Source organism: Dongia soli (assembly GCF_034044715.1).
Classification (GTDB): domain Bacteria; phylum Pseudomonadota; class Alphaproteobacteria; order Dongiales; family Dongiaceae; genus Dongia_B; species Dongia_B soli.
Window position 1 is genome coordinate 1058615 of the sequence record NZ_JAXCLW010000002.1, and the last position, 24259, is coordinate 1082873.

18 protein-coding genes are annotated in these 24259 nt (G+C 59.2%); 8 read left to right on the forward strand and 10 right to left on the reverse strand.

Going from position 1 to position 24259, the window contains the following annotated elements; translation table 11 throughout:
* From SMD27_RS11430 to SMD27_RS11440, 3 genes are all read right to left on the reverse strand, one after another.
* Positions 1–861 carry an FAS1-like dehydratase domain-containing protein gene (locus SMD27_RS11430; RefSeq protein WP_320508492.1) on the reverse strand — a complete coding sequence of 287 codons (861 nt, stop codon included), beginning with the start codon at positions 859–861 and terminating at the stop codon, positions 1–3.
* Between the two features lie 37 nt (positions 862–898).
* Positions 899–1741, reverse strand: a complete 843-nt coding sequence (locus SMD27_RS11435) for a DMT family transporter (RefSeq protein ID WP_320508493.1) — start codon at positions 1739–1741, stop codon at positions 899–901.
* A gap of 147 nt (positions 1742–1888) precedes the next feature.
* Positions 1889–3367: a methyl-accepting chemotaxis protein gene (locus tag SMD27_RS11440; protein WP_320508494.1), complete on the reverse strand. Its 1479-nt coding sequence runs from the start codon at positions 3365–3367 to the stop codon at positions 1889–1891.
* Positions 3368–3836: 469 nt separating this feature from the next.
* Here SMD27_RS11440 and SMD27_RS11445 point away from each other — a divergent pair, with 469 nt between their 5' ends.
* On the forward strand, positions 3837–4328 hold the full coding sequence (locus SMD27_RS11445) for a PAS domain-containing protein (RefSeq protein WP_320508495.1): 492 nt from the start codon (positions 3837–3839) through the stop codon (positions 4326–4328).
* A 9-nt stretch (positions 4329–4337) separates the two neighbouring features.
* Here SMD27_RS11445 and SMD27_RS11450 read toward each other — a convergent pair whose 3' ends face one another.
* Positions 4338–5267, reverse strand: coding sequence for an EamA family transporter (locus SMD27_RS11450; protein WP_320508496.1), 930 nt, complete (start codon positions 5265–5267; stop codon positions 4338–4340).
* A 194-nt stretch (positions 5268–5461) separates the two neighbouring features.
* Between SMD27_RS11450 and SMD27_RS11455 the strand changes: the two genes are divergently transcribed.
* Positions 5462–6352 carry a LysR family transcriptional regulator gene (locus SMD27_RS11455; RefSeq protein WP_320508497.1) on the forward strand — a complete coding sequence of 297 codons (891 nt, stop codon included), beginning with the start codon at positions 5462–5464 and terminating at the stop codon, positions 6350–6352.
* An 84-nt stretch (positions 6353–6436) separates the two neighbouring features.
* Here the strand turns inward: SMD27_RS11455 and amaB are convergent, their stop codons facing one another.
* Positions 6437–7939 (reverse strand): L-piperidine-6-carboxylate dehydrogenase, encoded by a 1503-nt coding sequence (gene amaB, locus SMD27_RS11460; protein WP_320508498.1) that lies wholly within the window; start codon positions 7937–7939, stop codon positions 6437–6439.
* A 283-nt stretch (positions 7940–8222) separates the two neighbouring features.
* On the opposite strand from amaB, the gene SMD27_RS11465 reads away from it, so the two are divergent.
* Positions 8223–8873 (forward strand): hypothetical protein, encoded by a 651-nt coding sequence (locus tag SMD27_RS11465; protein WP_320508499.1) that lies wholly within the window; start codon positions 8223–8225, stop codon positions 8871–8873.
* A 179-nt stretch (positions 8874–9052) separates the two neighbouring features.
* Here SMD27_RS11465 and SMD27_RS11470 read toward each other — a convergent pair whose 3' ends face one another.
* Both SMD27_RS11470 and SMD27_RS11475 read right to left on the reverse strand, forming a co-directional pair.
* On the reverse strand, positions 9053–11557 hold the full coding sequence (locus SMD27_RS11470) for a CoA transferase (RefSeq protein WP_320508500.1): 2505 nt from the start codon (positions 11555–11557) through the stop codon (positions 9053–9055).
* 30 nt (positions 11558–11587) lie between these two features.
* On the reverse strand, positions 11588–13267 hold the full coding sequence (locus tag SMD27_RS11475) for a GMC family oxidoreductase (RefSeq protein WP_320508501.1): 1680 nt from the start codon (positions 13265–13267) through the stop codon (positions 11588–11590).
* A gap of 149 nt (positions 13268–13416) precedes the next feature.
* On the opposite strand from SMD27_RS11475, the gene SMD27_RS11480 reads away from it, so the two are divergent.
* The 3 genes from SMD27_RS11480 to SMD27_RS11490 all read left to right on the forward strand — a co-directional run bounded on the left by SMD27_RS11480 (position 13417) and on the right by SMD27_RS11490 (position 16637).
* Positions 13417–14298, forward strand: a complete 882-nt coding sequence (locus SMD27_RS11480) for a LysR family transcriptional regulator (protein WP_320508502.1) — start codon at positions 13417–13419, stop codon at positions 14296–14298.
* 636 nt (positions 14299–14934) lie between these two features.
* Positions 14935–15594, forward strand: a complete 660-nt coding sequence (locus SMD27_RS11485; protein ID WP_320508503.1) for a DUF1326 domain-containing protein — start codon at positions 14935–14937, stop codon at positions 15592–15594.
* Positions 15595–15821: 227 nt separating this feature from the next.
* Positions 15822–16637 (forward strand): class I SAM-dependent methyltransferase, encoded by an 816-nt coding sequence (locus SMD27_RS11490; protein ID WP_320508504.1) that lies wholly within the window; start codon positions 15822–15824, stop codon positions 16635–16637.
* Here SMD27_RS11490 and SMD27_RS11495 read toward each other — a convergent pair.
* Positions 16634–16975, reverse strand: a complete 342-nt coding sequence (locus SMD27_RS11495; protein ID WP_452094327.1) for a carboxymuconolactone decarboxylase family protein — start codon at positions 16973–16975, stop codon at positions 16634–16636. The two genes, SMD27_RS11490 and SMD27_RS11495, sit on opposite strands and share 4 nt — an antisense overlap.
* A gap of 386 nt (positions 16976–17361) precedes the next feature.
* Here SMD27_RS11495 and SMD27_RS11500 point away from each other — a divergent pair, with 386 nt between their 5' ends.
* Positions 17362–19098 (forward strand): DEAD/DEAH box helicase, encoded by a 1737-nt coding sequence (locus SMD27_RS11500; protein WP_320508505.1) that lies wholly within the window; start codon positions 17362–17364, stop codon positions 19096–19098.
* 440 nt (positions 19099–19538) lie between these two features.
* Here the strand turns inward: SMD27_RS11500 and SMD27_RS11505 are convergent, their stop codons facing one another.
* The gene (locus SMD27_RS11505) at positions 19539–21446 is read right to left on the reverse strand and encodes a propionyl-CoA synthetase (RefSeq protein ID WP_320508506.1); all 1908 of its coding nucleotides are present in this window, start codon (positions 21444–21446) and stop codon (positions 19539–19541) included.
* Between the two features lie 195 nt (positions 21447–21641).
* Here SMD27_RS11505 and SMD27_RS11510 point away from each other — a divergent pair, with 195 nt between their 5' ends.
* A complete protein-coding gene (locus SMD27_RS11510) occupies positions 21642–22079 on the forward strand; it encodes a DUF3617 domain-containing protein (RefSeq protein WP_320508507.1) in 438 nt (145 codons plus the stop codon).
* A gap of 68 nt (positions 22080–22147) precedes the next feature.
* Here SMD27_RS11510 and leuA read toward each other — a convergent pair whose 3' ends face one another.
* The gene (gene leuA, locus SMD27_RS11515; RefSeq protein ID WP_320508508.1) at positions 22148–23845 is read right to left on the reverse strand and encodes a 2-isopropylmalate synthase; all 1698 of its coding nucleotides are present in this window, start codon (positions 23843–23845) and stop codon (positions 22148–22150) included.
* Positions 23846–24259: the final 414 nt, after the last annotated feature.

Consider the following 24259-nt stretch of genomic DNA (forward strand, 5'->3'; position numbering starts at 1 on the left):
CTACCATACTGCCTCCCCCTCCATCGCGATGGGCCCGCCTTCCGCTTGCGTGAAGCATCGCAGCGACTGCGCGGCAGGCTGGAGCCGCACATGAAACACCTGCCCGGCCGCCAGCGGCGCCAGACCCCGACAAGTGAAACGACGAGGCACGGAACGGCGGGTCGCTGCCGCCAGATTGAGCATCAGCGTTGCCTGCATCGGCCCGTGGACGAGCAGGCCGGGATAACCTTCACCCCCTGTTGCATAGGGATGATCGTAATGAACGCGATGGCCATTGAAGGTGACTGCCGAGTAGCGGAACAACATTGTCGGCGTCGGCGTGACCGTCCAACCATGCTCCAGTACATCGGGCGGAACGACTGCCTCGCCGGCGGTTGCGGGCGAGGCAGCGCCCTGCTCCTTCGACGGCGCCTCGCGGTAGACGATGTTCTGCAAGTCGGAGATCGCCAAGCCGCGTTCGGTCAGATAATCGATACGGACGCCAACAAAGCATAGCGGACCGCTGCGGCCATGCTTGAGATCGATGCCGGCGATGGTCAAACGGCGCCGGACGTGATCGCCCGGCCTTAGCTCACCGTGATAGTCGACGGTACCGCCAGCCCACATGCGCCGCGGCAAAGGTACGGGCGGTAGGAAGCTGCCTTTGGCGGGATGCCCATCGGGGCCCAGCTCATGCATCGGCGCGAGCAGCGGGGATAGACACCAATGGAAACCGAGCGGCACTTCCAGCTCCGGCAGATCCGCCAGGAACGGATCAAAAGTCACGCGATATTCGTCGAGCAGACGCGGCGTGACGATATCGACATCTTCACTCGATCTGCCGATCCACTCCTTGCAAGATTCTATATCGATCGCCGTCATCACATTGCCCTACAATGGCTGATGGCAGGAAGGATACCTATGTATGCGCGTGCCTGGCGGGCCGCGACGACATCAGTACCAGATGGCCGGCCACGGCCGCGGTTACGATGATACCGCCGATGAATGTCAGCGTATCGATTTTCTCACCGAAGAAAAGCCATACCCAGTAAGGCGATAAAGCGATCTCCAATGTGACGATCAAACCGCTCGTCGCCGCGCTGACATAGCGCGCTCCCTTGAGGAACAGCAGATAGGCCAGCACCATATTGCTGAAGCCATAGACAGTGACGACACCGATGTTCCAGGCATCGAGCCCCTTCGTGCTGGAAAAGGGCAGAAAGAGCAGGAAGGTGAAGAGCGCGCCCAGGATGGTGATTTCAAGTATTTTAAGACCGGGATACGCTTTCGAGAGAACGATGATGATGGCGAACGATATGGTCATCAGAAATGCCACCGCATCGCCCAAAAGCGTGCTCGACCCCGTCGCTCCGGCGACCGCGAGAACCACCCCGCATATCGATGCAAGAATGGCAATGGCGGTCATCCGCGGAATGGCCTCGCCCAACCAGAACTTGGCGATGAGCGCGGCCACGAAGGGACAGGTCGCATAGATCACGGAAACATGGGCGACGCTGGTCAAAAAGAGGCCGGCCGTTGTCGCGGCCTGGGCGACAATGCTGAGCAGGACGACAATCCAGCCAACCCGACCCACCCCAACCAATTGGCTGAAAGCCGCCCGGCGGCGCCGTATCAGCCAGTAAGCGAAAAGAAAAAGCCCGCCGGCTAAAGCCCGCAGGGCAACAGCGGTCGCGACGTCGATCGACAGCATGCGGGTCAATAAACCCGCGAAACTCCAGGCCAGCGTCGCCAGGAGGATCATGGACGAACCTCGGGCCGAGGCGTTGAACCAGAAAGACGGTATCACCCGGAACCCCCGCGGCGGTGCATCATCGGAGCGGGAGTTTAGACCGGCGATCTTATCATGGCCAGCGTATCGGCGACCTGCTTAACTGCGTGACGCTTGAGGTCACGCACTAAGCGCGCGCGAGGCTTCCTTCACGCGGCGGGTGGAATCGTCCGCCGATCGCGCCGCCTCGGCGATGGCATTCATGCTTTCGCTGATGATGCTGACGCCGCTTGCCGCCGTATGCAGGTTGGAGGAGATTTCGCGGCTGACGGCATTCTGTTCTTCCGATGCGGCGGCGATCGCTTCGGAAATCTCATTCATCCTCGAAATCGTCTGCGAGATCGCAGTGATGGCGGTGACCGCTTCATGGGTGGCATTCTGGACCTGGGCGATCTGGCCGGAGATTTCATCCGTCGCCCGCGCGGTCTGAGAGGCCAGGTTCTTCACCTCATTGGCGACGACGGAGAAACCCTTGCCGGCATCCCCTGCGCGCGCCGCCTCGATCGTGGCATTGAGGGCGAGCAGATTGGTTTGGGCGGCGATATCGGTGATCAGTTTCACCACTTCGCCGATCCGGCTCGTCGCATCGACCAGGCTGGCGACGATATCGCTGGTATGCTGGGCCTGGCTCACCGCCTCAGCGGAGACGGTGGAGGCATTGGCGGTCTGGCGACCGATCTCATCGATCGAACTCACCAATTGCTCGGCACCTGCCGCGACGGCCTGAACATTGGTCGAGGCTTCGACTGAGGCGCTGGCGGCGCTGCTCGCCTGTTCGTTCACGGTCGAGATGGCGAGACTGACGGCGCCAAGATCCTCATCGACATGACGGCCGATATCCGTGCGGCGCTGTCGATCGGCGACCTGCGCAGTGATATCGGTGGCATATTTCACCACCTTGTAAGGCTTGCCGCTGAAATCGAAGATCGGGTTGTAGGAGGCCTGAATCCAGATCTCCCGGCCGCCCTTGCCAATTCGATGGAATTCACCGGCCTGATAGTCGCCGCCCCTTAGCTTCTGCCAAAAGCTCTCGTATGCCGCGCTGTTCTTCGTTCCGGCATCGACAAACATGCTGTGATGCTTGCCTTTGACTTCGGCCAGGCCATAGCCCATCGCCTGCAGGAAGTTGTCATTGGCATCCAGGATGGTGCCGTCGAGATCGAACTGGATGACGGCCTGCGAGCGACCGATGGCGGCGATCTGGCTTTCGTGGTCGGCCGCCTGTTTCTTCACGGCGGTGATATCGGTGGCGAACTTCACCACCTTATAGGGCTTGCCGTTGCGGCCGAGAATCGGATTGTACGAGGCCTGGATCCAGACCTGCTTGCCACCTTTTCCATACCGCAGATATTCGGCCGCCTGGAATTCCCCCCGATTGAGCGCATCCCAGAATTGTTTATAGGCAGGGCTGGCTTTCAGCGCCGCATCCACGAACATGCTGTGATGCTTGCCCTGGATCTCAGCCAGGCTGTAGCCCATCGTTTTCAGAAACTGCTCATTCGCAGTGATGATGGTCCCATCCATCTTGAATTCGATGACGGCCTGTGAAGCATCCAGGGCTTTCAACTTGGCCTTCATATCGCGGCTTCCGCCTAACATCGCGCCGAACATCCTCTCGCTCCCACCAATGAATGCTGAATCATTATTGGTGCCGTGCTCCGCATAATGACCATATGCCTATTACGGAGGAGTTAATAAAGGCGCTGCAATTCGCGACGTATCGCACAATCTTTCATTTACCATCCGCAAAGTCTTAACACCGCATGAACAACTATTTGGCGAGCCAGGTGAGCCGGCCGAGCGCTGTTCAATGCCGGCTGATCGGCATAAGAGCGCCAGCAATTGTCCATGCCATCGCCGAAGGTTGTCCGCGAAACTGCAATATTCGGCAGATCTGGCGCAAATCACCACATCATATTGTGCTGTCCTTTCCCGTAGGCGGGGAAAAGACCGGGAATTCGCATTAATTACCTATCAAATTCAACTAATCCTTTTCATCCAGGTGAAATCTCGGTATATCAACCGCCGCGTTATAAGCGTGCCGCTGTTGCGTGCCTTGGGGGCTCGAATGCAACACCGAACACCGGACCAGTCCGAGATTACGGAACCACCCTTTCTGACCGTCTGCCACGAGTCAGTTCGAGCGCTCTATCGCTATTGGCATAGCAAGCGCCACGGACGGCTTATGCCCAGCCGGCGCGACATCGATCCTTTAGAGATGAAGCCCTGGCTCGCGCATGTCGTGCTGGTCGATGTGGCGCCGAGCGAACCGCGCTACGTCTATCGCCTGGTCGGCACCGGCGAAGTTGCACAGCGCCACCGCGATCCGACGGGCCGGCCCGTCAGCGAGGCTTTCTTTGCCGAAACGGCGGAAGAAGCGCTGATCTGCTATGACACAGTGGCGCAAAGCCGTAAGCCATATTTCTTCAATTCGCCTTTCATGACGCCGCATGGCAAGATGGCGCATGACGACATCATCTTCCTGCCCTTGTCGGATGACGGCGAGGTGGTCAACATGATCCTCGTCTTCACCTATATGCGGATCAGGGATACCGATTGAGACGGCCGCCTAAGACAGCTGGGATGACGCTGTCGGGCGCATAGCGCGGCGCGCGGGAAGCTGCGCATGCTGGCTCAGCCAAACGCTGCCGATGACGATCACGATGCCGATGATCTGCAACGGACCCGGCTGCTGATCGAGGATCGCCCATCCGAGAATGACGGCCATGGCGGGGCTAAGGAATCCGAGCGACGACACGACCGATGGCTCGATCCTGGAAACGCCGCGGAACCAGAGAATATAGGTCAGGGCCGCGCCGATCAGGCCCAGATAGGTCAGGCCGAACAGGTTGGCCGTTGTCAATGGCGGCAAAGCCGGTTCCAGGAAGAAGGCGACCGGCACCAGCAGGAGCCCGCCTGCCGTCAATTGCCAGGATGTGAAAGTCAGCGGTGAAACCGGCGGCTGCCAGTGGCGGCTGAGCACCGTTCCGGCCGCCATCGAGGCAGCGCCCGCGAAAGCAGCGATTATGCCGATCATATCGAAGGCCGCGCCCGGTTTCAGCAGCAGCAGAGCCACACCCCCCAATCCCGTGAGAGCCGCAACGATCGCCAGCGGCCGGATCGCCGTACCAAAGACCGCCCGCGCCAGAAAGATGACGATCAACGGCTGCACCGCGCCGAGCGTCGCTGCCACGCCGCCCGGCAAGCGATAGGCGCCGATGAACAGCATCGCCCAGAAGAAGGAAAAATTCAGCGCGCCGAGAATGAAGACGCGCCACCACCACAGGCCTTTCGGCAATTGGCGTACGAGCAGAAGAAGCAACAATCCCGCCGGCAATGCGCGCAACATGGCCACCGTCATCGGGTAGCCGGCCGGCAACAATTCGGTGGTGACGATATAGGTGCTGCCCCAGATGGCGGGTGAGATGGCCGTCAGCAGCAGATCCACGGAACGTGTCTTGACGCGGCCTTCACCCTGGCTCCCCTCGCCGCTTTGCATCGAATCCTCCCTCAGACAAGCGCCCAGACATCCGTGACCGCCCCCCTGGTTTCTGCGGCCGATTGCCTTTCGGCGCAAGCGGACAGCCGCCCTCCAACGGGTCTTTACCGACAGAGCTAAACCATTGCGATCTAGTTTATAATATGCATTCTGGTCTCTTCACTATTCACTATTGGTGAATAATAATGGATCACATGACGGCATTGAGAGTTTTCCGCCAAGCCGTGGAATTGGGCAGTTTTGCGGAAGCGTCGCGGCAGCTGCGGCTCTCCCCGGCGGCGATCAGCAAGAACATCAATGAGCTGGAGGCGCGCCTCTCGGTGCGTTTGATCAACCGGACGACCCGCCGCATGAGCTTGACGGAAGCGGGAACGCTCTATTACCAGCGCGTCGTGCGTATCCTGGACGACCTCGACGATGCCGACCGGTCGCTCGGTCCCTTGCAGCATCAGCCCGGCGGTCTGCTGCGGGTGAGCGCCCCGATGACCTTGACCCTGACGCGGCTGTCCGCCGCCCTTCCTGCTTTCCTCAGCCGCCACCCGCATCTCTCCCTTGATTTGCAGTTGGAAGATCGGCGCGTGGATATCATCAAGGAAGGCTATGACCTCGCGATCCGCGGCAGCGACAATCTCGAGGATTCCAGCCTGATCGCCCGTAAGCTGATGACCTTGCGGCACGTGGTCTGCGCAGCACCCGCTTATTTCGAGCGCCACGGCAGGCCGCAAAGCCCGGCGGAGATCGCCAAGCACAATTGCATCCAATTCACCTTGTCGGGTCATGTCGATGAATGGCTGTTCCGCAAGGCCGACCGGTCTGTCCGCGTGCCGATCAAGGGCCGCTACCGCGTCGCTTCGAGCCTGGCTGTGCGCGATGCTTTGCGCACCGGCTTCGGCCTGACATTGATCCCCTGGCTCTATGTGCAAGAGGATGTCGCCGCAGGCAGGCTTGAAACTGTGCTCGACGACTGGTCAACGGTCGAGACCTCAGTCTATGCCGTCTATCCGTCCAGTCGCTATGTCGTGCCGAAGCTGCGCGCTTTCCTTGATTTCCTCATCGCCGAACTCGGCGATGGGCGTGAAACGTGAGAGGACAGGACGGCGACAGATGCCCCTTGAAACAGAAACGGCGGCCCGTGAAGGCCGCCGTTCCGTTACCGATCTAAAGCAGTCTCAGCCGACGTCGAATTTGATCCCCTGGGCCAGCGGCAAGCTGTCCGAGTAATTGATCGTGTTCGTCGCGCGGCGCATATAAGCGCGCCAGGCGTCGGAACCGGATTCACGGCCGCCGCCGGTTTCCTTTTCGCCGCCGAAGGCACCGCCGATTTCGGCGCCCGAGGGTCCGATATTCACATTGGCGATGCCGCAATCGCTGCCCTGGGCCGAAAGGAAGGTCTCCGCTTCGCGCAGATCCTGGGTGAAAATGCAGGAAGACAGACCCTGCGGCACGTCATTCTGCAGCGCGAGTGCATCTTCGAACTTCTTGTAGGTGACGACATAGAGGATCGGCGCGAAGGTTTCCTCCCGCACGATCTCGGTCTGGCCCGGCATTTCCGCGATCGCCGGCTGCACATAGAAGCCGCCTTCGCAATCCTTCACCTTCACGCGCTGGCCGCCGGTGATCTTGCCGCCCTGCTCCTCCGCTACTTTCAGCGACGACTGCATGCGGTTGAAGGAGGCTTCATCGATCAGCGGGCCGACCAGCGTCTTGCCGTTCAGCGGATTGCCGATCGGCAGGTTGCCGTAGATCTTCTTCAGGCGCGGCAGCAACTTGTCCTTGATGCTTTCATGCACGATGACCCGGCGCAAGGTGGTGCAGCGCTGGCCCGCCGTGCCCACCGCCGAGAAGGTGATCGCGCGTACGGCCAGTTCCAGATCGGCACTGGGGCAGACGATCATGGCATTGTTGCCGCCCAATTCCAGCAGCGACCGGCCGAAACGCGCAGCGACGCGCGGGCCCACTTCGCGGCCCATGCGGGTGGAGCCGGTGGCGCTGACCAAAGCAACGCGCTTGTCATCGACCAGGACTTCACCGATCTCACGGCCGCCGATCAGCACTTCGAGCAAACCCTTCGGCGCATTGCCAAATCTCTTGGCTGCCTTTTCAAAGATTTTCTGGCAGGCCAGAGCCGTCAGCGGGTTCTTGTCGGAGGGCTTCCAGACGACACTGTTGCCGCACACGATGGCGATGGCGGTGTTCCAGGACCAGACAGCGACCGGAAAATTGAAGGCACTGATGACGCCGACGACACCGAGCGGATGCCAGGTCTCCATCATGCGATGGCCCGGCCGCTCCGAGGCAACGGTCAGGCCGTAAAGCTGGCGCGACAGGCCGACGGCGAAGTCGCAGATATCGATCATCTCCTGCACCTCGCCCAGGCCTTCCTGGACGATCTTGCCGACCTCATGCGAAACCAGGGCGCCGAGCGCCTCCTTATGGGCGCGCAATTCCTCGCCGAACAGACGGATCAGCTCACCACGCTGCGGCGCCGGCATGGCACGCCAGGCTGAGAAGGCTTCGGCCGACCGCGCGATCTTTTTCACAGCGCTCGCCTTGCTGTCGCTTTTGACCTTGGCCATGACCCGGCCATCGATCGGCGACCGAGCGATCAGATCGCCACCCTTCAAGTCTTTGGCATTGAGGCCAAGCTGCTTCAGGACCTTGGTAATCGACATGTAAGCTCCGTTCTTGCAAAAACCGCGTCATAGAATGATGTCATGCATGCGGGAAAGCTGGACCACCTGTCAACCGGCGGATCGCCGGAAGGCCTTGCGACCCGCCGGGGCTTGGGGCAGCATGCCGTCGGAACGCGACAAGATCCGCCAACAGTATCGGAGAAAGTGCATGATCGGCCATCGGAGCCGCAAGACTCCCCGGAACAACGGATATAACGGCGGTCGCCTTCCCAGACAGTTCACCCGGTTTTCCTCTCTCTCTTTGTTGGCAGCATCGGTGTTCATGGCCACCATCGCCTCCCCGACCGTCGCCCGGGCCGATGGCCTCCTCGATATCGAGCCGATCCAGCAGAGCCAGCCTGGCTGGAGCTGGGCGGCGGTCGGCGAAATGGTGATGCGCTATTACCGCGCGCCAGATACCAGCCCCACGGATGATTACCAATGCGGCCTGGCGAATTTTCTCGCCGGCAAGGAAAATGCGGCGGATTGCGTCGCGCCCGGGAAGATCGGCGCCTATCAGGCAGTGTTGAAGATCGTCTCCAGCTACGAACCCTATGCTTATAAATTCTTCAAGGAAACGCCCAGCGAGGAAGACCCGGCAGTCATGCGCTATGAGCAGACGAAGGTGTTGCCCCCGGACGAGTTGATCCACGAGATCGAATTCGAACGACCGATCATCGCCGCCATCGAACCGCCGAGGGTTAAGGATACCGAGAAGGATACGAAGCAGGTCGCGCTCATCGTCGGCTACAAAGGCACGGCGGATAATCTGCAGATCATCGTCAACACGCCGGAGGCCTATGAGGTCGGGGCCGATCCTTATCTGGATGCCGGCGGAACCGCGCTCGATACAGGCCAATACCAGATCGGCTACCAGGACTTCATCAAGGAGATGCGCTGGACCTCGACGATCTACCGCATCAAGCCGGAATAGCCGTCACATTGCATCGGTGTGACTGATGGAGATATCGCGGATTCCGCGGAGCTATCGCGTACCGGACGCGGAGGTAATGCGGACTCGTTTGGAGTACAGTAAAACTCCAGTCCAGAGCGTCATATCCCGGCCGCTGTCCGCACCCCTAACATTCCCCTCTTTCTTCGAGTCGCGTCGGATTAACTCGGAAGATATTCCCCGCTCCAAGTCTCGCTGATGATTTTTCGGTCTCGCAGTGCATCGATACGGTCTTCGGAGTATCCCAGGGACGACAATACCTTTCTCGTCGACGTTCCATATTTTTCGGCGGGTTTTGGCGCGTAGATTTTGGCCTCTGTCGGCCGTATCCCGTATGGATCCAACTGAGTCACCCGGTGACCGCTTGGATGCTCGGAATAGGTGGAGAAGGAATAGCTGCCGCGGTCCGTTCCCGGCGTCCCATTGAAGGCGTTCGACGACCGGATGCGGATCATTTCGATATTGTCGCAGATTGCTACGCCAAGATCGGCTGCTTCAAGACGTTCCAGCCAGATCGCGGCCGGTGCTGACCGAATGGCCGCTTCTACTATCCGCTCCCGCTCATGTGGGGCGACATCCGGAAGATGTTCCAACCCCTGAACCGTCCGAAAGCGAGGCAAGTCCTTCTCTGACGCGGCAAGAACGATCCACCTGTCTTCAGCCTCATAAAGGCGATGTAGCGCGCCGTATCCCTTTGCCCCAGGACCGGACGGCTCATCGAACGGAGGCCTTCCTTGATAGTCGTAACAGAAAGGGATTTGGGCGAGGCCACTCAGCGCCGAAAGCGAGGTCCGTGCCCGGCCGATCTTGCCTGTCTTTGTCTTCTGGTAGAGAGCAGCCGCTACACCTAGAGCTGCACCGAACCCGCACATGACGTCGATCGTGCCAACGTGCGCGTGCTCTTCCGGTGTTTTCATTGAACCGCCGAAGCGAAGCATGATCCCCGTGGCTGCTTGAACAAGATCATCATAACCAAGATAATCGGTTCGCGGTCCCCGCCGGATGCCACCGAAACAGTCGAGCTGGCAGAAGATCGCCTTGGGATTGATACGTCTGAGCCCTTCCGCATCGAGATCCAACGACTTCACCTGACGGTCAGTCGCATTCCATACGACGACGTCCACCGACCGGATCAGAGCCTCGAATACCTTGCGCCCATCGGGTGCCTTAACATCGAGAAGTACCGACTGTTTCCCTCGCATATGGGTCATGCCGAAAATGACCGTGTTCCAGCAATCGAACAGCGGTTCTGCCGGATCGACCTTGATCACCTCCGCGCCGAAGCGAGAGAGATATGAAACGGAATGAGGGCCAGCGATGACATTACAAAGGTCGAGAATCCTGACACCGTCAAGCCATCCGGCCGACGCCGTCGAACCCGAAGCACTCGAAGGATGTGATGCCGAGATGGCGTTTAGGGAGGCGAGCGCTTCTTCAAAATCGACTTCGCGGCGCAGCATTGGCCTCAGCATGGCTTCGCCGCTTTCCTCGAGCCAAGCCATCGGAGCAGGCTGAATCATCCGCCCATAGACCGGATCGTCGACTTCAATCATCAGGCCCGCGATCTCCGCGTGATCGTCACTCATCCATTCTTGCAGCCATCGATGCGGCGCGCCCGGAAACTGCCCTTTGCCAAAGATCCGCTCCCATTCCTTGGCAGTCCGCGTGAGAAAAACCCCCTTCATCTTGGCTGTGATCTTATCGGCCCAAGATTTCGGAAGAGGATAGACCCCAAGTGACACATCGGACCGCCACTCGGTTACGGGTAGATAGGTATCTGGTTCTTCCTGGAGCCCCTCTGCTACCAACTCGTCATAGATACCGAGCGTCTGAAGACAACGCTTGGCATGATGCTTATGGCTGGGACAAACGACGTAGAAACTTCGTCCGTCCTTGCATTGATAGCTCCGATAGAACGGATCGAGGAAATTTTGCAGATCGTCATATGAGACGTCCATAGGGATCCCCCGCGAGCGTCGGCGTTCGATCTCTTGTTCACGTTGGGTCTTATAGCGCAGCGGATATTCGTCGATCTTGATCGAATTGTAGCTGAGGCCCTCCATCACGGCACTCGCCAAGGGTACTTCTATATGATCGCCTCTTCCTGTCCGCTCCCTCGCTTGAAGAGCGAGCGCCGCTGAAGAGACGGCCATCATGGCCCCATAGGCGGATGCAAGCGGCAGCGGCGAGAAAGATGGATTAACGCCCATCAGAACGCGATTTAGCCCCATATCCGTGAAAACACCGGATGCCGCAGCGATAATGGACTCAAAGGCGCGCCACTCCCGGCGTAGGTGGTCATCCGAGGCGAAACCGGGTATCGAAACGGTGATTAAGTCGGGCTTATCCTTCCGGATACTTTCAAAATCGATGCCGAGCCGCTTCATGACGCCAGGTCGAAAATTTTCGATGACGATGTCAGCTTCCGCGATCAACTCAAGAGCGCGTTCTTGTCCATCGCCGGATTTTAAATCGAGCTGAAGGAGTTGCTTGTTGCGATTGAGCGTTGCGTTTGCCGGGCTTGACCACAAAGGACCAGATGGCGGATCTATATGCACAACGGTGGCGCCAAGGTCCCCCAGGATCATTGCCACCGCAGGCCCGGCGATGTATTGCCCGAAATCGACAACCTTCACACCTGACAATGGGAGGGTATCACGCTGCATTGCTTTTCTCTTCAGAACTGGTTGTTGGCATCAGGTCCGCGCGGCATTCCGGGCGTCTTCGGCTATGAAACGGGCCGCCTTTTCAGCGATCATCAGAGTTGGTGAATTGGTATTGCCGCTGACGATCCTGGGCATAACGCTGGCATCAACAACGCGAAGACCATTGATCCCGAAGACACGCAGACGACTGTCGACCACCGCCATAGCGTCGCTCTGCTTGCCCATTTTCGCCGTGCCAGTCGGATGGAAAATAGTGCTGGCGATGTCACCGGCAAGCTTTAGCAAATCGGCGTCCGATTGGAATTGGTTACCTGGCTTCCACTCTTCAGGTCGATATTTTGCAAGTGCTGGCTGGGAGGCGATCCGTCGCACCTGGCGAATGCTCTCGACCGCAACCATTCTATCCTCATCAGTGCTTAGATAGTTCGGCATGATCGCCGGAGCGTCGACAGCGCGGCCAGACCGTATATGCACCGACCCTCGGCTGGTCGGGTTCAGATTGCAGACGCTGGCAGTCAATGCCGGGAACCCGTGTAGCGGCTCTCCGAAAGCGTCGAGGCTCAGCGGCTGGACATGGTATTCGAGGTTCGCATGCGGTCGCGAAGGATTTGACTTCGTGAATGCTCCTAATTGGGAGGGCGACATACTCATTGGACCTGTGCGTCTTAGGGCATACTCAAGGCCAATTCGCGCTTTCCCAAAGACGCTATTTGCCAAGGTATTCAGGGTGCGTGCGCCACTGACTTTATAGACAGTCCTGATCTGCAAGTGATCCTGCAGGTTCTCACCGACACCCGGCATATCGCGGAGCACCTGGACGCCATGCTTGTTCAAAAGTGCGCCCGGTCCAATGCCCGACAACTGCAGAATATGAGGAGAGCCAATCGCACCGGCGGAAAGGACGACCTCGGAACGAGACCTGTATTCCACTGTCTGTCCATTGCTGCGAACAGCAACGCCCGCGCAAAAGAGGTTGCCATCAGCGGCGCGTTCGATGATGAGGTGCTCAACAAGTGCCTCTGTCAGGATCTGCAGATTTGGGCGCTCTCGAACGGGACGGAGGAACGCCTTCGATGCATTCCAGCGCAGACCCGACCGTTGATTTACCTCGAAATAGCCGACGCCTTCGTTGTCGCCACTATTGAAATCCTCGGTTCGGCGCACACCGGCTTGGACGGCAGCATCGGCAAAAGCTTCCAGGATTTCCCATCTTAACCGCTGCTTCTCGATGCGCCACTCTCCGCCATGTCCATGCATGTCGGAGAAGCGGCTGTTGCCGCCAGTGACAGGGTCGACACCACCATCCATTCGATAATGGTCTTCGTGCGCCTTGAAGTCGGGAACAACGTTCTCCCATGACCATGCATTGTCATCAGTTTCAGCAACCCAGCCTTCGTAGTCTCTGGCCTGGCCGCGCATATAAATCATCCCGTTGATCGAAGAGCAGCCTCCAAGCGTCTTCCCGCGGGGATAGCGCAGGGCCCGGCCATTCAGTCCAGGGTCGGCTTCGGTGCTATACAGCCAGTCGGTGCGCGGGTTGCCAATGCAATAGAGGTAGCCGACCGGTATGTGAATCCAGGGATAGTTGTCCCTTTTGCCCGCTTCCAGCAGCAGAACGCGTTTATTTACATCCGTGCTGAGTCGGTTCGCCAAAAGGCACCCCGCAGTTCCTGCGCCGACGATGATGTAATCGAACTTTAGATCTTCCATGGAAAGGCAATCCACAAATCCGACGTCCTGATAGTCGGTATTATTTTCTCATGGGGAAAATTGCGCGGGAAGGGCGGAAAATTTGATAAGGCCATTATTTTTTTTGATGACATAAGGTAAGAATTGATCCTGAGGAAGGAAAAACGCCGATGCGCGATCTACCACCTATGAAAGCCATTCGTGTATTTGAGGCCTGCGTGCGCGTGGGGAGCTTCACGCAGGCGGCTAAAGAATTGAATGTGGGACAGCCCGCCGTGAGCCATCAAATGCAATCTCTCGAAGCCGATCTTGGGGTCCAGCTTTTTGAGAGGAAAGGCGGCCAATCGTTACCTACTGCCGAGGCTCTGGCCTATTATCGGACGATCTCCAGTGCACTCGGAGAGATAGCGCGGGCAACAAGAGGTCTGCGTCAGCGTGCCAGCCAGCCAGGGCTAACGCTGGCTACTTATCCCGGTATCGCCATGTTCTGGCTCATGCCCAAACTGGCCGAACTGAAAAATGTCAATCCCAGCTTGGCGGTGCGCGTTGTGACCTCGGAACGAGATCATGACATGCCGCTTGACGATGTTGATTGTGCCATCCTTTTCGGCGACGGAAATTGGCTAGGTTACGAAAGCCACCTGCTCATGCCGGAAATCGTATTTCCGATCGCCTCACCGTCGTTATCCATGAGCTGCGCCGGCCGTTCACCCGAAGAGTTGCTAGAAAAGGGACCGCTTATCCACCTCGATCATCGAGACCAGCGTTGGTTCAACTGGCAGGATTGGCGCGCCCAACGGGCCCCAAAGGCGCGCCACATTGATAGCGGCGTCGAAGTGACCAATCATGGCATCGCGATTCATCAGACCCTGATGGGACAGGGCATCGCACTTGGTTGGAAAGGCGTCGTGGACGAGTTGCTCATAAATGGTTTGCTTGTCGCGCTTGATTCGGCGCCGATAACGTCGTCCAGGGGCTACCATATCGTCGGATCTTCAGCGTTTTTTGCGTCGACAGTCGGACAAACCCTATTGCTTTCGCTCAAGGTGTAATGAGGTCTTCGAGAAAAATTCCGGCGCGTTGTCCCGGAAGCCGGCATGGTCGCCATCGACAGCTCAATCCAGAAGGTCCATTTCATTGTGCAACGCATCACGATCTAGCTCCAGAACTCGCCAGCATCGACGAGCACTGTTTTGCCAGTGCCCCGTGCGCGGACCATCATTAAGGTGGTCGCGACCGCGGCCTCGGCATGGCGAGTTGTTGCACGGAAGGTTGGAGCCCGCTCTGCGGAAGTCACTCGGATGGCCAGTGCTTTTGGGCACAACGAGCTCAAATAAGCACTGGCTCCGTAGCTCCTCCACTTGCTCTTATCCTGTCAGCAAAACACCCCAAAACAAGAACAATTGGCAGCGGTGCTTCAGAAATGGCAACTAAACCTAACAGTTCGCGTTATCGCGGCGATTTTCCCACTCAGTACGCCTTATAGCTGCGATTAGTACGAAATAGCGGCGCGCGAAGTTTAGCTAAATAATTGATAATACATTTTTCTCGATCCGCGATATCTTCGCGAGTCACAATCGGATGCCGTGATTGCCGCCCCGTCCCCGCAGGCGTACTGTATCTGTCTTCAGTCGATTGCCTTTTGCATGGGAGCAGGAACCTAGGTCCATCTGCGCGGGAGAGACGCCATGGCTTATGTCGATTGGAAGATCAGGACCAAGCAAATCGGCACCTGCAGCTGCGATTACGGTTGTCCATGCGAGTTCAACGCACGGCCGACGCGGTTACCTTGCGAGGGCGTCATGGCGATGGAAATCACCGAAGGCTATTTTGACAAGATCCGGTTGGACGGCTTGCGGATTGCCGGCGTCTACCGATGGCCTGGCCCGGTTCATGAGGGAAAGGGCATTTGGTGGAGCATTATCGACAAGGTCGCCACGGATGAACAGGCCGAGGCGCTATTCACGATCTTCGGCGGCAAAGAGCAAGAGCCGACGACCGGTTTTTCGATTTACGCGTCGACCATCGAGACAGAACCCGAACCGCTACGAGCCACAATCGGTTTCGAATGGGATCTTCAGGGTCGGCGCGGACGTTTCGTGGTTGAAGACGTACTTGCGGCGGAGATCGAACCTATCCTGAACCCGGTGACCGGAAAGCCGCATCTCAGCGCCATACGTTTACATGAGGGATTCGAATTCCGCGAAGCAGAGATGGCGAGCGCCACCTTCTGGAGCAAAGGCGCGCTCGAACAGAACCATGCCAAGCGTTATGCCGCCATCAGTTACGTGACCTATGGTCCCTTTGGCATCGTCCCGGAAGAGAGCCATCCGAGACGTAGCGCCTGAAGGTTGTCACGGCCCTCGATACGGTGCCGTATCAGATGAATTTCAAAAGCTGCGTCAAGGAGATGCGCTGGATCGCCACCATCTATCGCATCAAGCCGGAATAGACGCGAATGAAAGGAAAAGCCTCCGGGTCAATCGGAGGCTTTCGCAGCATGGGAGCAATGACCTAGAGCCCGCCTGCCTGGCGAAGCCTACGATGCGCGATCCATCAGCACGGTACGAGGCGGATGATGAGCAATGCAGCAGCCGGCTTTATCGGCAAAATCCCACAGCATTACGAACAGGATCTCGGCCCGGTCATTTTCACCGATTTCGCCGAAGAGATGGCCCAGCGTGTGGCGCGCTCCAATCCCAAGCGCGTTCTGGAAACCGCCGCCGGCACGGGCATCGTTTCGCGCCGACTGCGCGATGTGCTGACAGCGGAAGCCGCCCTCACCTCAACCGATTTCAATCCGCCGATGCTCGAAGTGGCGCGCGGTAAGTTCAGCACCGCAGAACGCATTTCATTTCAGCAGGCCGACGCGACCGCTCTTCCCTTTGCCGATGGCGGTTTCGACACAGTGGTCTGTCAATTCGGCCTGATGTTCTTTCCGGATAAGCCGCAATCCTACCGCGAGGCTTTTCGCGTCCTTACGCCGCAAGGCCACTATTTTCTCTCGACCTGGGATTCCCACCGCTACAATCCCTTCGGCGCAATCGCGCATAATGCGATGCTGCATTTCTTCCCGCAGGATCCGCCGCAATTCTATCTCGTGCCGTTCAGTTGCTATCAGATCGACCCGATCAAGACCGATCTGCTCGAAGCCGGCTTCAGCGATATCGAGATTGCGGTCGTCACCCGTTACAAGGAAATCGCGGATTTGCCGGCATTCGCCCGTGGCATGGTTTACGGCAATCCGCTGATCGACCAGATCCAAGCCCGCGGCAGCATTGCACCGGACCGGATCGTCGAAGCAGTGACCCAAGCTTTGAGTGATGCTTTCGGGAACAACCCGGCCCGGATGCCATTGCAGGCTATGTTCTATTCCGCCGTAAAACCTTAGCCGGCTTTCGCGGCATAGGCATCCATTACCCGTGCCGAATAGACCAAGGCAGCGCCGGCATTGAGCGCAACCGACACGCCTAAAGCCTCGGCGATCTCCTCCTTGCTGGCGCCGGCCTTGATCGCTGCATCAGTGTGCACCGTGATGCAGCCGTCGCAACGCGTGGTGATGGCGACGGCGAGCGCGATCAACTGGCGGGTCTTTTCGTCGAGATGTCCCGTCTGCTTCCCCGCCCCGGAAAGGGTCTGATAGCCTTTCACCGTATCCGGCGACAATTTCGCGATATCGCCAATCGTGCCCATAAGCTGTTTATGGTACTCGTTCCAATCAAGCATCATGAGATGCCTCCCTTTGTTGTCAGGCTGGAAAATCGGCAGGATTCGGCCCAAGAAACGACGAGCCGAAGCAGCAGCATAACCCCCTATTTAGGACGGCAAATCGATTTCCTTGACATTGCAACGCAGCATAGGTAAAAGAGGCTGTCATTTCTCGCGACCGCGCGCAGACGCCTAGTATGACAAGCGCTTGAAACAGCGCCTTTTTTGACCGGCGTCGCGTCCTGAGATCCATCGACAAACCCATTGGTCCCGCGCTTGCGCGCAGCAGGATCATGAAGCCGGCCTATGCTTGGGCCCGCTTGTCGATGCATCCCTCGCGGCCAATCCGCCAAGATGCCTTTCGACCTGCGGTACCTCCTGGCCGCCCGTAAGGACATATTTGGATTATGACCACCTTTAACGACCTCGGCCTGATTGCACCTCTCATGCAGGCGCTGACCGAGGAAAATTACACGACCCCGACGCCGATCCAGGCGCAGTCGATCCCCCATCTGCTGGCCGGCCGCGATCTCTTGGGCCTGGCGCAGACCGGCACCGGCAAGACCGCTGCCTTCACCCTCCCCACCCTGCAGCGCCTGATGGAAAAGAAGGCCCGGCCGGCGGCGAAATCGACCCGCGTGCTGATCCTCTGCCCGACCCGCGAACTGGCCGTGCAGATCCAGGAATCGATCCGCACCTATGGACGTCACTTGCCGGTCCGCAGCACCATGATCTTCGGCGGCGTCACACAGTTCTCCCAGGTGCGGGCCATGCAGCGCGGCGTCGACCTGTTGGTCGCGACGCCGGGCCGTCTGCGCGATCTCATCAATCAAGGCCATGTCGATCTGAAAGGCGTCGAAGTGCTGATCCTCGACGAAGCCGATCGCATGCTCGACATGGGCTTCCTGCCGGAAATCCGCAAACTGGTCGCCTTGGTGCCGAAAGAGCGCCAGACGCTGCTCTTCTCCGCCACCATGCCGCGGGAGATCACCGACCTCGCCTACAGCCTGCTCAATAATCCGGAGCGGGTCGAAGTTGCGCCGGTGTCATCGACAGCCGAGCGCGTGGAACAGCGGCTTTATCATGTCGCCAAGAACAACAAGCGGGCCTTGCTTGCCCATGTGCTGCGCACCAATCAAGTCGATCGCGCTTTGATCTTCGCCCGCACCAAGCATGGCGCTGACCGCATCGCCCAGAACCTGGAGAAGGACGGTTTCGAAACTGCCGTCATTCATGGCAACAAGTCGCAGAACGCCCGTCAGCGCGCCATCGGCGATCTGAAGAGCGGCCGCCTCAACCTGCTGATCGCCACAGATATCGCCGCGCGCGGCATCGATATCGATGGCGTTACCCATGTGATCAATGTCGATCTGCCGAACGAACCGGAAAGCTATGTGCACCGTATCGGCCGTACGGCGCGGGCCGGCGCCTCGGGCATCGCGCTTTCCTTCTGCGACGCCGAGGAACGCGCTTTCCTGCGGGATATCGAGAAGATCACCCGCCAGCAGATTCCCGTGGTCGAGGATCATCCCTATACCGGCGATCTGCCGCCACTCAATGTCATCGGCCCGAAGCCGAAGCGCGGCGGTGGCGGTCGGAGTGAAGGGCGCCAGGACCGTGCGCCTCGTCCGGGCCAGGCCCAACGCAAGCGCCAGACCTCACGCGAGGATCGCGCAGCCGTTGCGGCCGAACTTGATCATAGCGACATTCGGCGCGAGCCACGCCGTGACAACAGTCGAAGCGATGAGCCTCGTCGCGACAATCGGCAGGAACGCCGTGATAGCGGCAACCGGCATGGCGGCGATCGGGCCAATCGGCATCTCTCCCAGCCGGCGGCCATGATCCGCGAATTGGAAGCCCGGGAAGAGCGCCGCTCGCACGGGCAGTCCCGCGACGGGCAACGTGATGGCCAGTCCCGTGATGGCCGCCGTCAGGAAACCCGTGGCACCGAAAGCCGCCATGGCGAAGGGCGCAATCGCGAGGATCGCCATCATCACCATGCCGGCAAGGGCGGCAAACCTGGGAACCGCAACCATCGCCAGGACGGTCAACAGCGCGGCCCGCGCAATGCCGGCGCCAACAAGCCGAAGCAGCAAGGCGGCGGACAGCGTTTGAAGCGCAACGAAGGCAACCACGCCCGGTAAACTCTCTCTCGGCAACGGGCCCCCTTGGGGGCCCGTTTTCGTGAGTCGCCACGATGGACCCTCGGATCAAGTCCGAGGGTGACAGCCTTGCTTGTTCTAACTGGTGCGCGATGACAGGCACCATCGAAGCGTCGCTTCATCGCATCAACATATCGCACTCTCATCCGTCGCCAACCGTCTCGCACATTGACCACCATCCCCCGCTTGTCACCCTCGGACTTGATCCGAGGGTCCATGGCAAAAGCCAGGCACGACACCAACTGAGAGACGATGGACAGTGCAAGTCCGGCGACGCTCATCAGTCGCCCCGATGGACCCTGGGATCAAGTCCGAGGGTGACAAGGGAGAATGGCATCCGCACCTTGCGATAGCCCCCAACAGCAGAAGCCAGGCACGATATCCGCACCGGTAAAACTCGGCATAAGCGCGTCGGAGCCCCGTTATGCTTCCCGCGCGTAGCCGATCTTCTGTAGCGCCGCCTTGATCTCGTCCAAGATCATCGGGTCGTCGATCGTCGCCGGCATCTTGTAGGGCTTGCTGTCGGCGATCTTCTGCATGGTGCCGCGCAGGACCTTGCCGGAGCGCGTTTTCGGCAGGCGATGCACCACTGTGGCGGTCTTGAAACTGGCGACCGGACCGATGCGGTCGCGCACCAGTTTTACGGCTTCGCTAGCGATCTCTTCATGCGGCTTGCTGGAGCCCGCTTTCAGCACCAGGAACCCCAAGGGCACCTGCCCTTTCACCTCATCATGGACGCCGATGACGGCGCATTCGGCGACATCCGGATGGCGCGCCAGAACCTCCTCCATGCCGCCGGTGGATAGACGATGGCCAGCCACATTGATGATGTCGTCGGTCCGCGCCATCACGAAGACATAACCGTCCTCGTCGATATAGCCGGCATCGGCAGTCAGGTAATAGCCGGGGAACTGCTCGAGATAGGATTTGAAATAGCGGTCCTCGGCCTGCCACAAGGTCGGCAACGACCCCGGCGGCAGCGGCAAGCGGCAGACCAGGCTGCCGATCTCACCGGCTTTGGCTTCATGCCCGCCCTCATCCATCACCCGCACATCCCAGCCCGGCACCGGCTTGGTCGGCGAGCCGTGCTTCACCGGCAGATGTTCCAGGCCCAGGCAATTGCCGGCAATGCCCCAGCCGGTCTCGGTCTGCCACCAGTGATCGATCACCGGCACTTTCAAGTGATGTTCCGCCCATTCGAGAGTCGGCGGATCGGATCGCTCGCCGGCCAGGAATAGCGCACGCAGGCTGCTGAGATCGTATTTATGCAGGAGCTTCGCCTCGGGGTCGTCGCGCTTGATGGCGCGGAAGGCAGTCGGCGCGGTGAACAGGACCGAAACCTTATGCTGTTCGATCACCCGCCAGAACGCGCCGGCATCGGGCGTTCCCACCGGCTTGCCTTCATAGACGATGGTGGTGCAGCCGGTCAGCAGCGGCGCATAGACGATATAGGAATGCCCAACGACCCAGCCGACATCGGATGCCGACCAGAAGACCTCGCCCGGCTGGACGCCATAGAGATTCGCCATGGTCCAACGCAGAGCAACCGCATGCCCGCCATTGTCGCGCACGACACCTTTCGGCTGGCCCGTGGTGCCGGAAGTATAAAGGATATAGAGCGGATCGGTCGCCTGCACCGGCACGCAATCATGCGGCTTCGCCGTCTGCATCGCCACCTGCCAGTCGATGTCGCGACCGGCGATCATCCGCGCCGGTTCCATCTCCCGCTGCAGGATGATGCAGCAGGCCGGCTTTGCCTGGGACAGCTCGATGGCCTCGTCGAGGAGCGGCTTATAGGGGAGGATTTTCGTGACCTCGACACCGCAAGAGGCGCTGACCACCACCTTCGGCTTGGCGTCATCGATGCGGCTGGTCAATTCGCGTGAGGCGAAGCCACCGAAAACCACGGAATGCACGGCGCCGAGACGCGCGCAGGCCAGCATGGCGACGAGGGTTTCGGGAATCATGGGCATATAGATGATGACCCGGTCGCCTTTGGCGACACCTTGCGCTGCCAGGACGCCGGCGAACAAGGCGACCTGATCGCGCAATTCGCTATAGCTGATATGGCGGATCGTCTGGGTGACCGGGCTGTCATAGATGATCGCCGGCTGGCCGCCCCGCCCCGCTTCGACATGCCGGTCGACACAGTTATGGCAGGTGTTGAGTTCGGCACCAGGGAACCAGCGATAGAAAGGCGGCCGGCTGTCATCCAGGACGCGGCTCCAGCGTTTTGTCCAGTCGATCGCTTCGGCAGCCTCGCCCCAGAAAGCGGCAGGATGTTCGATCGACTGCCGATGCGCCGTGGCCCAAGTCAGACCCGTGCTCATGCTCACCCTCCCAAATCATTTCGCCTTCTTTTGGGTCATATTGAGGAAGCCCCCGCGGAAGGACAAGAAGGATTTCCGATCGAGGCCGGAGGTGGAAATTCGGCGCGGCAGATGATCGCCGTCACAGCCGAGTTATGCTATCGAGGGTAGAAGTTGAACAGCTTCGACTTCAGGATTCGGCTTTTGGAGATCAACATGCGTTATCTGCCCGTCACAGCCTTTGCCGCCTCGGCTCTTGTGATCGCTGCTCTGGCACTAGGCTCGGCCCAAGCCCAGGAGATCAAGCCCGGCAAATGGCAGGTTACCGTCGAAGGCGTTTCCGAGATCGGCGGCCAGAAGACAAATCTGCCGACGAACCAGATGGAAACCTGCATTACCGCGGAACAGTCGAAGCAGATCGCGGAACAGGCGACGCTGCCGCAGATGGAGGGCTGCAAGGCCGATATCCTCTCGCGCAACGCCAGCGGATTGACGGTGCGCGCCAATTGCCAGGGCGTCGTCAGCACCTCCACTATCACCACCGCCGGCGACACCTATAAGGCCGTCACCCATATGGAGATGACCCAAGGTGGCGCCAAGATGATCACCGACATGACATCCACCGGCACGCGCATCGGCACCTGCGCCCAGTAAGATCCGCGCAAAGAAAAACGCAGCAGAGTTGATACTCCGCCGCGTTTGCTGTGAGACGATCAGGCGAATCAGGCCTGGGTATCGCGCACCCGGTTGGTGGCAACGCGGTTCGCCGCGCTGACGATCGCCATCAACGAGGCCTTCACAATATTGGAATTCATGCCGACGCCGAAAACCGACCGGCCATCCGGCAAGCGCGTTTCCAGATAGGCGACAGCCGAGGCATCATTGCCGAGGCCGACCGAATGCTCCCGGTAATCGACCACTTTCAGGTCGATACCCGTATGCTTGCGCAGCGCATCCATATAGGCATCGATGGGGCCGTTGCCGCGTCCTTCGATCGTCACTTCCTTGCCGTTTTCCTTCAGCTTGGCCGTGAGATTGCGCATCTCGCTGGCATGGCCATCAGTCGCGGTGTGGTACGAAACGAATTCATAGGGCGTCTTCAAGCTGAGATATTCGTCGTTGAAGGCCGTCCAGATTGTGTCGCCGGAAATCTCCTTGCCGGTTTCATCGGCAATGTCCTGCACCACCTGGCTGAATTCCATCTGCAGGCGCCGCGGCAATTGCAGGCCGTGGTCCTTTTCCATGAGATAGGCAACGCCGCCCTTGCCGGACTGGCTGTTGATGCGAATGACCGCTTCGTAATCGCGGCCGACATCCTTGGGATCGATCGGCAGATAAGGCACCGCCCATTCCGGATCGTTCGCCGTCTTCATCGCCGCAAAGCCCTTCTTGATCGCATCCTGGTGCGAGCCCGAGAAGGCGGTGAAGACGAGATCGCCAGCATAAGGATGGCGCGGATGCACCGGCAACTGGTTGCAGTATTCGGCCGTCCGCATCAGATCATTGATATCGGAAAAATCGATCTTCGGATCGACGCCCTGGGTGAAGAGATTGAGGCCCAGGGTAACGAGATCGACATTGCCGGTCCGCTCGCCATTGCCGAACAAAGTGCCTTCGATCCGGTCGGCGCCGGCCATGACGCCCAGCTCCGCCGCCGCAACGCCGGTGCCCCTGTCATTGTGCGGATGCAGGGACATGATGACGCTGTCCCGCCGCGTCATATGACGGCAGAAATACTCGATCTGATCGGCATAGATATTGGGCGTCGACATCTCCACCGTTGCCGGCAGATTGAGGATGCACTTGTTCTTCGGCGTCGGTTCCCAGACATCCATCACGCCCTCGCAGACTTCGATGGCATAATCGATCTCGGTCCCGGTGAAGCTTTCCGGCGAATACTGGAAAACAAATTCGGTATTGCCCGTTTGCTTCTCGGCGAATTCGCGCACCAGCTGGGCGCCGTGAACGGCAATCTGCTTGATACCCGCCATGTCCTGGCCGAAGACGACGCGGCGCTGCAGCGTCGAGGTCGAGTTATAGACATGCACGATGGCGCGGCGTGCGCCGATCAGGCTTTCATAGGTCCGCTTGATGAGATGATCGCGCGCCTGGGTCAGCACCTGGATGGTGACGTCGTCGGGGATGTGGTTTTCCTCGATCAACTGGCGCACGAAATCAAAATCGGTCTGCGAGGCGGAGGGGAAACCGACCTCGATCTCCTTATAGCCGATGCGGCAGAGCGTCTTGAACATCCGGAGCTTGCGTTCCGGCCCCATCGGCTCGATCAGCGCCTGATTACCGTCCCGCAAATCGACGGAGCACCAGATCGGCGCCTGGGTGATGGTCTTGGTCGGCCAGGTCCGGTTCGGCAAATTGATCGGCTGGAACGGACGGTACTTGACGGCTGGGTCGACACGCATAATGAATTTTCCTGTCAGTCAGTTTCGGTCTTGGCTGGTGACGACGCGAAATACAGCCGCCGGGCGGTCGCCGAGGGACAGAGATCCACGGAGGATTGCCCCAAGACCCGACGACCGCGTCGAAGTCGCAGTTCAAGCGCGCACAAAACCAGGCCGGACACAGAAGGTGTTATGGAAGCAGCGGGGATCACGATCAACCCCTAAACCCATTTGGCAGACGACGGTGGAGGTCCAGCGGAATTCAGTTCCAGGGACCGGCCCATAGGGCCATGCCCGGCGCGATCAGCACGCCGGGGTCGTAAGTCGCAGTAGCTGCGCCCAAATGGTCAGGTTCGTAGACATAGGGATTAATTAACCAGCCGATTCCAGGGAGGTCAAGGCTTAATGCGGTAAAATTAGGCCGATAATCTCATC

What these genes read in the sequence shown, in the direction of transcription:
- SMD27_RS11430 (WP_320508492.1), bottom strand. Translation starts at nt 861, where the DNA reads ATGACGGCGATCGATATAGAATCTTGCAAGGAGTGGATCGGCAGATCG.
- SMD27_RS11435 (WP_320508493.1), bottom strand. Translation starts at nt 1,741, where the DNA reads ATGATCCTCCTGGCGACGCTGGCCTGGAGTTTCGCGGGTTTATTGACC.
- SMD27_RS11440 (WP_320508494.1), bottom strand. Translation starts at nt 3,367, where the DNA reads ATGTTAGGCGGAAGCCGCGATATGAAGGCCAAGTTGAAAGCCCTGGAT.
- SMD27_RS11445 (WP_320508495.1), top strand. Translation starts at nt 3,837, where the DNA reads ATGCAACACCGAACACCGGACCAGTCCGAGATTACGGAACCACCCTTT.
- SMD27_RS11450 (WP_320508496.1), bottom strand. Translation starts at nt 5,267, where the DNA reads ATGCAAAGCGGCGAGGGGAGCCAGGGTGAAGGCCGCGTCAAGACACGT.
- SMD27_RS11455 (WP_320508497.1), top strand. Translation starts at nt 5,462, where the DNA reads ATGACGGCATTGAGAGTTTTCCGCCAAGCCGTGGAATTGGGCAGTTTT.
- amaB (WP_320508498.1), bottom strand. Translation starts at nt 7,939, where the DNA reads ATGTCGATTACCAAGGTCCTGAAGCAGCTTGGCCTCAATGCCAAAGAC.
- SMD27_RS11465 (WP_320508499.1), top strand. Translation starts at nt 8,223, where the DNA reads ATGGCCACCATCGCCTCCCCGACCGTCGCCCGGGCCGATGGCCTCCTC.
- SMD27_RS11470 (WP_320508500.1), bottom strand. Translation starts at nt 11,557, where the DNA reads ATGCAGCGTGATACCCTCCCATTGTCAGGTGTGAAGGTTGTCGATTTC.
- SMD27_RS11475 (WP_320508501.1), bottom strand. Translation starts at nt 13,267, where the DNA reads ATGGAAGATCTAAAGTTCGATTACATCATCGTCGGCGCAGGAACTGCG.
- SMD27_RS11480 (WP_320508502.1), top strand. Translation starts at nt 13,417, where the DNA reads ATGCGCGATCTACCACCTATGAAAGCCATTCGTGTATTTGAGGCCTGC.
- SMD27_RS11485 (WP_320508503.1), top strand. Translation starts at nt 14,935, where the DNA reads ATGGCTTATGTCGATTGGAAGATCAGGACCAAGCAAATCGGCACCTGC.
- SMD27_RS11490 (WP_320508504.1), top strand. Translation starts at nt 15,822, where the DNA reads ATGATGAGCAATGCAGCAGCCGGCTTTATCGGCAAAATCCCACAGCAT.
- SMD27_RS11495 (WP_452094327.1), bottom strand. Translation starts at nt 16,975, where the DNA reads ATGATGCTTGATTGGAACGAGTACCATAAACAGCTTATGGGCACGATT.
- SMD27_RS11500 (WP_320508505.1), top strand. Translation starts at nt 17,362, where the DNA reads ATGACCACCTTTAACGACCTCGGCCTGATTGCACCTCTCATGCAGGCG.
- SMD27_RS11505 (WP_320508506.1), bottom strand. Translation starts at nt 21,446, where the DNA reads ATGAGCACGGGTCTGACTTGGGCCACGGCGCATCGGCAGTCGATCGAA.
- SMD27_RS11510 (WP_320508507.1), top strand. Translation starts at nt 21,642, where the DNA reads ATGCGTTATCTGCCCGTCACAGCCTTTGCCGCCTCGGCTCTTGTGATC.
- leuA (WP_320508508.1), bottom strand. Translation starts at nt 23,845, where the DNA reads ATGCGTGTCGACCCAGCCGTCAAGTACCGTCCGTTCCAGCCGATCAAT.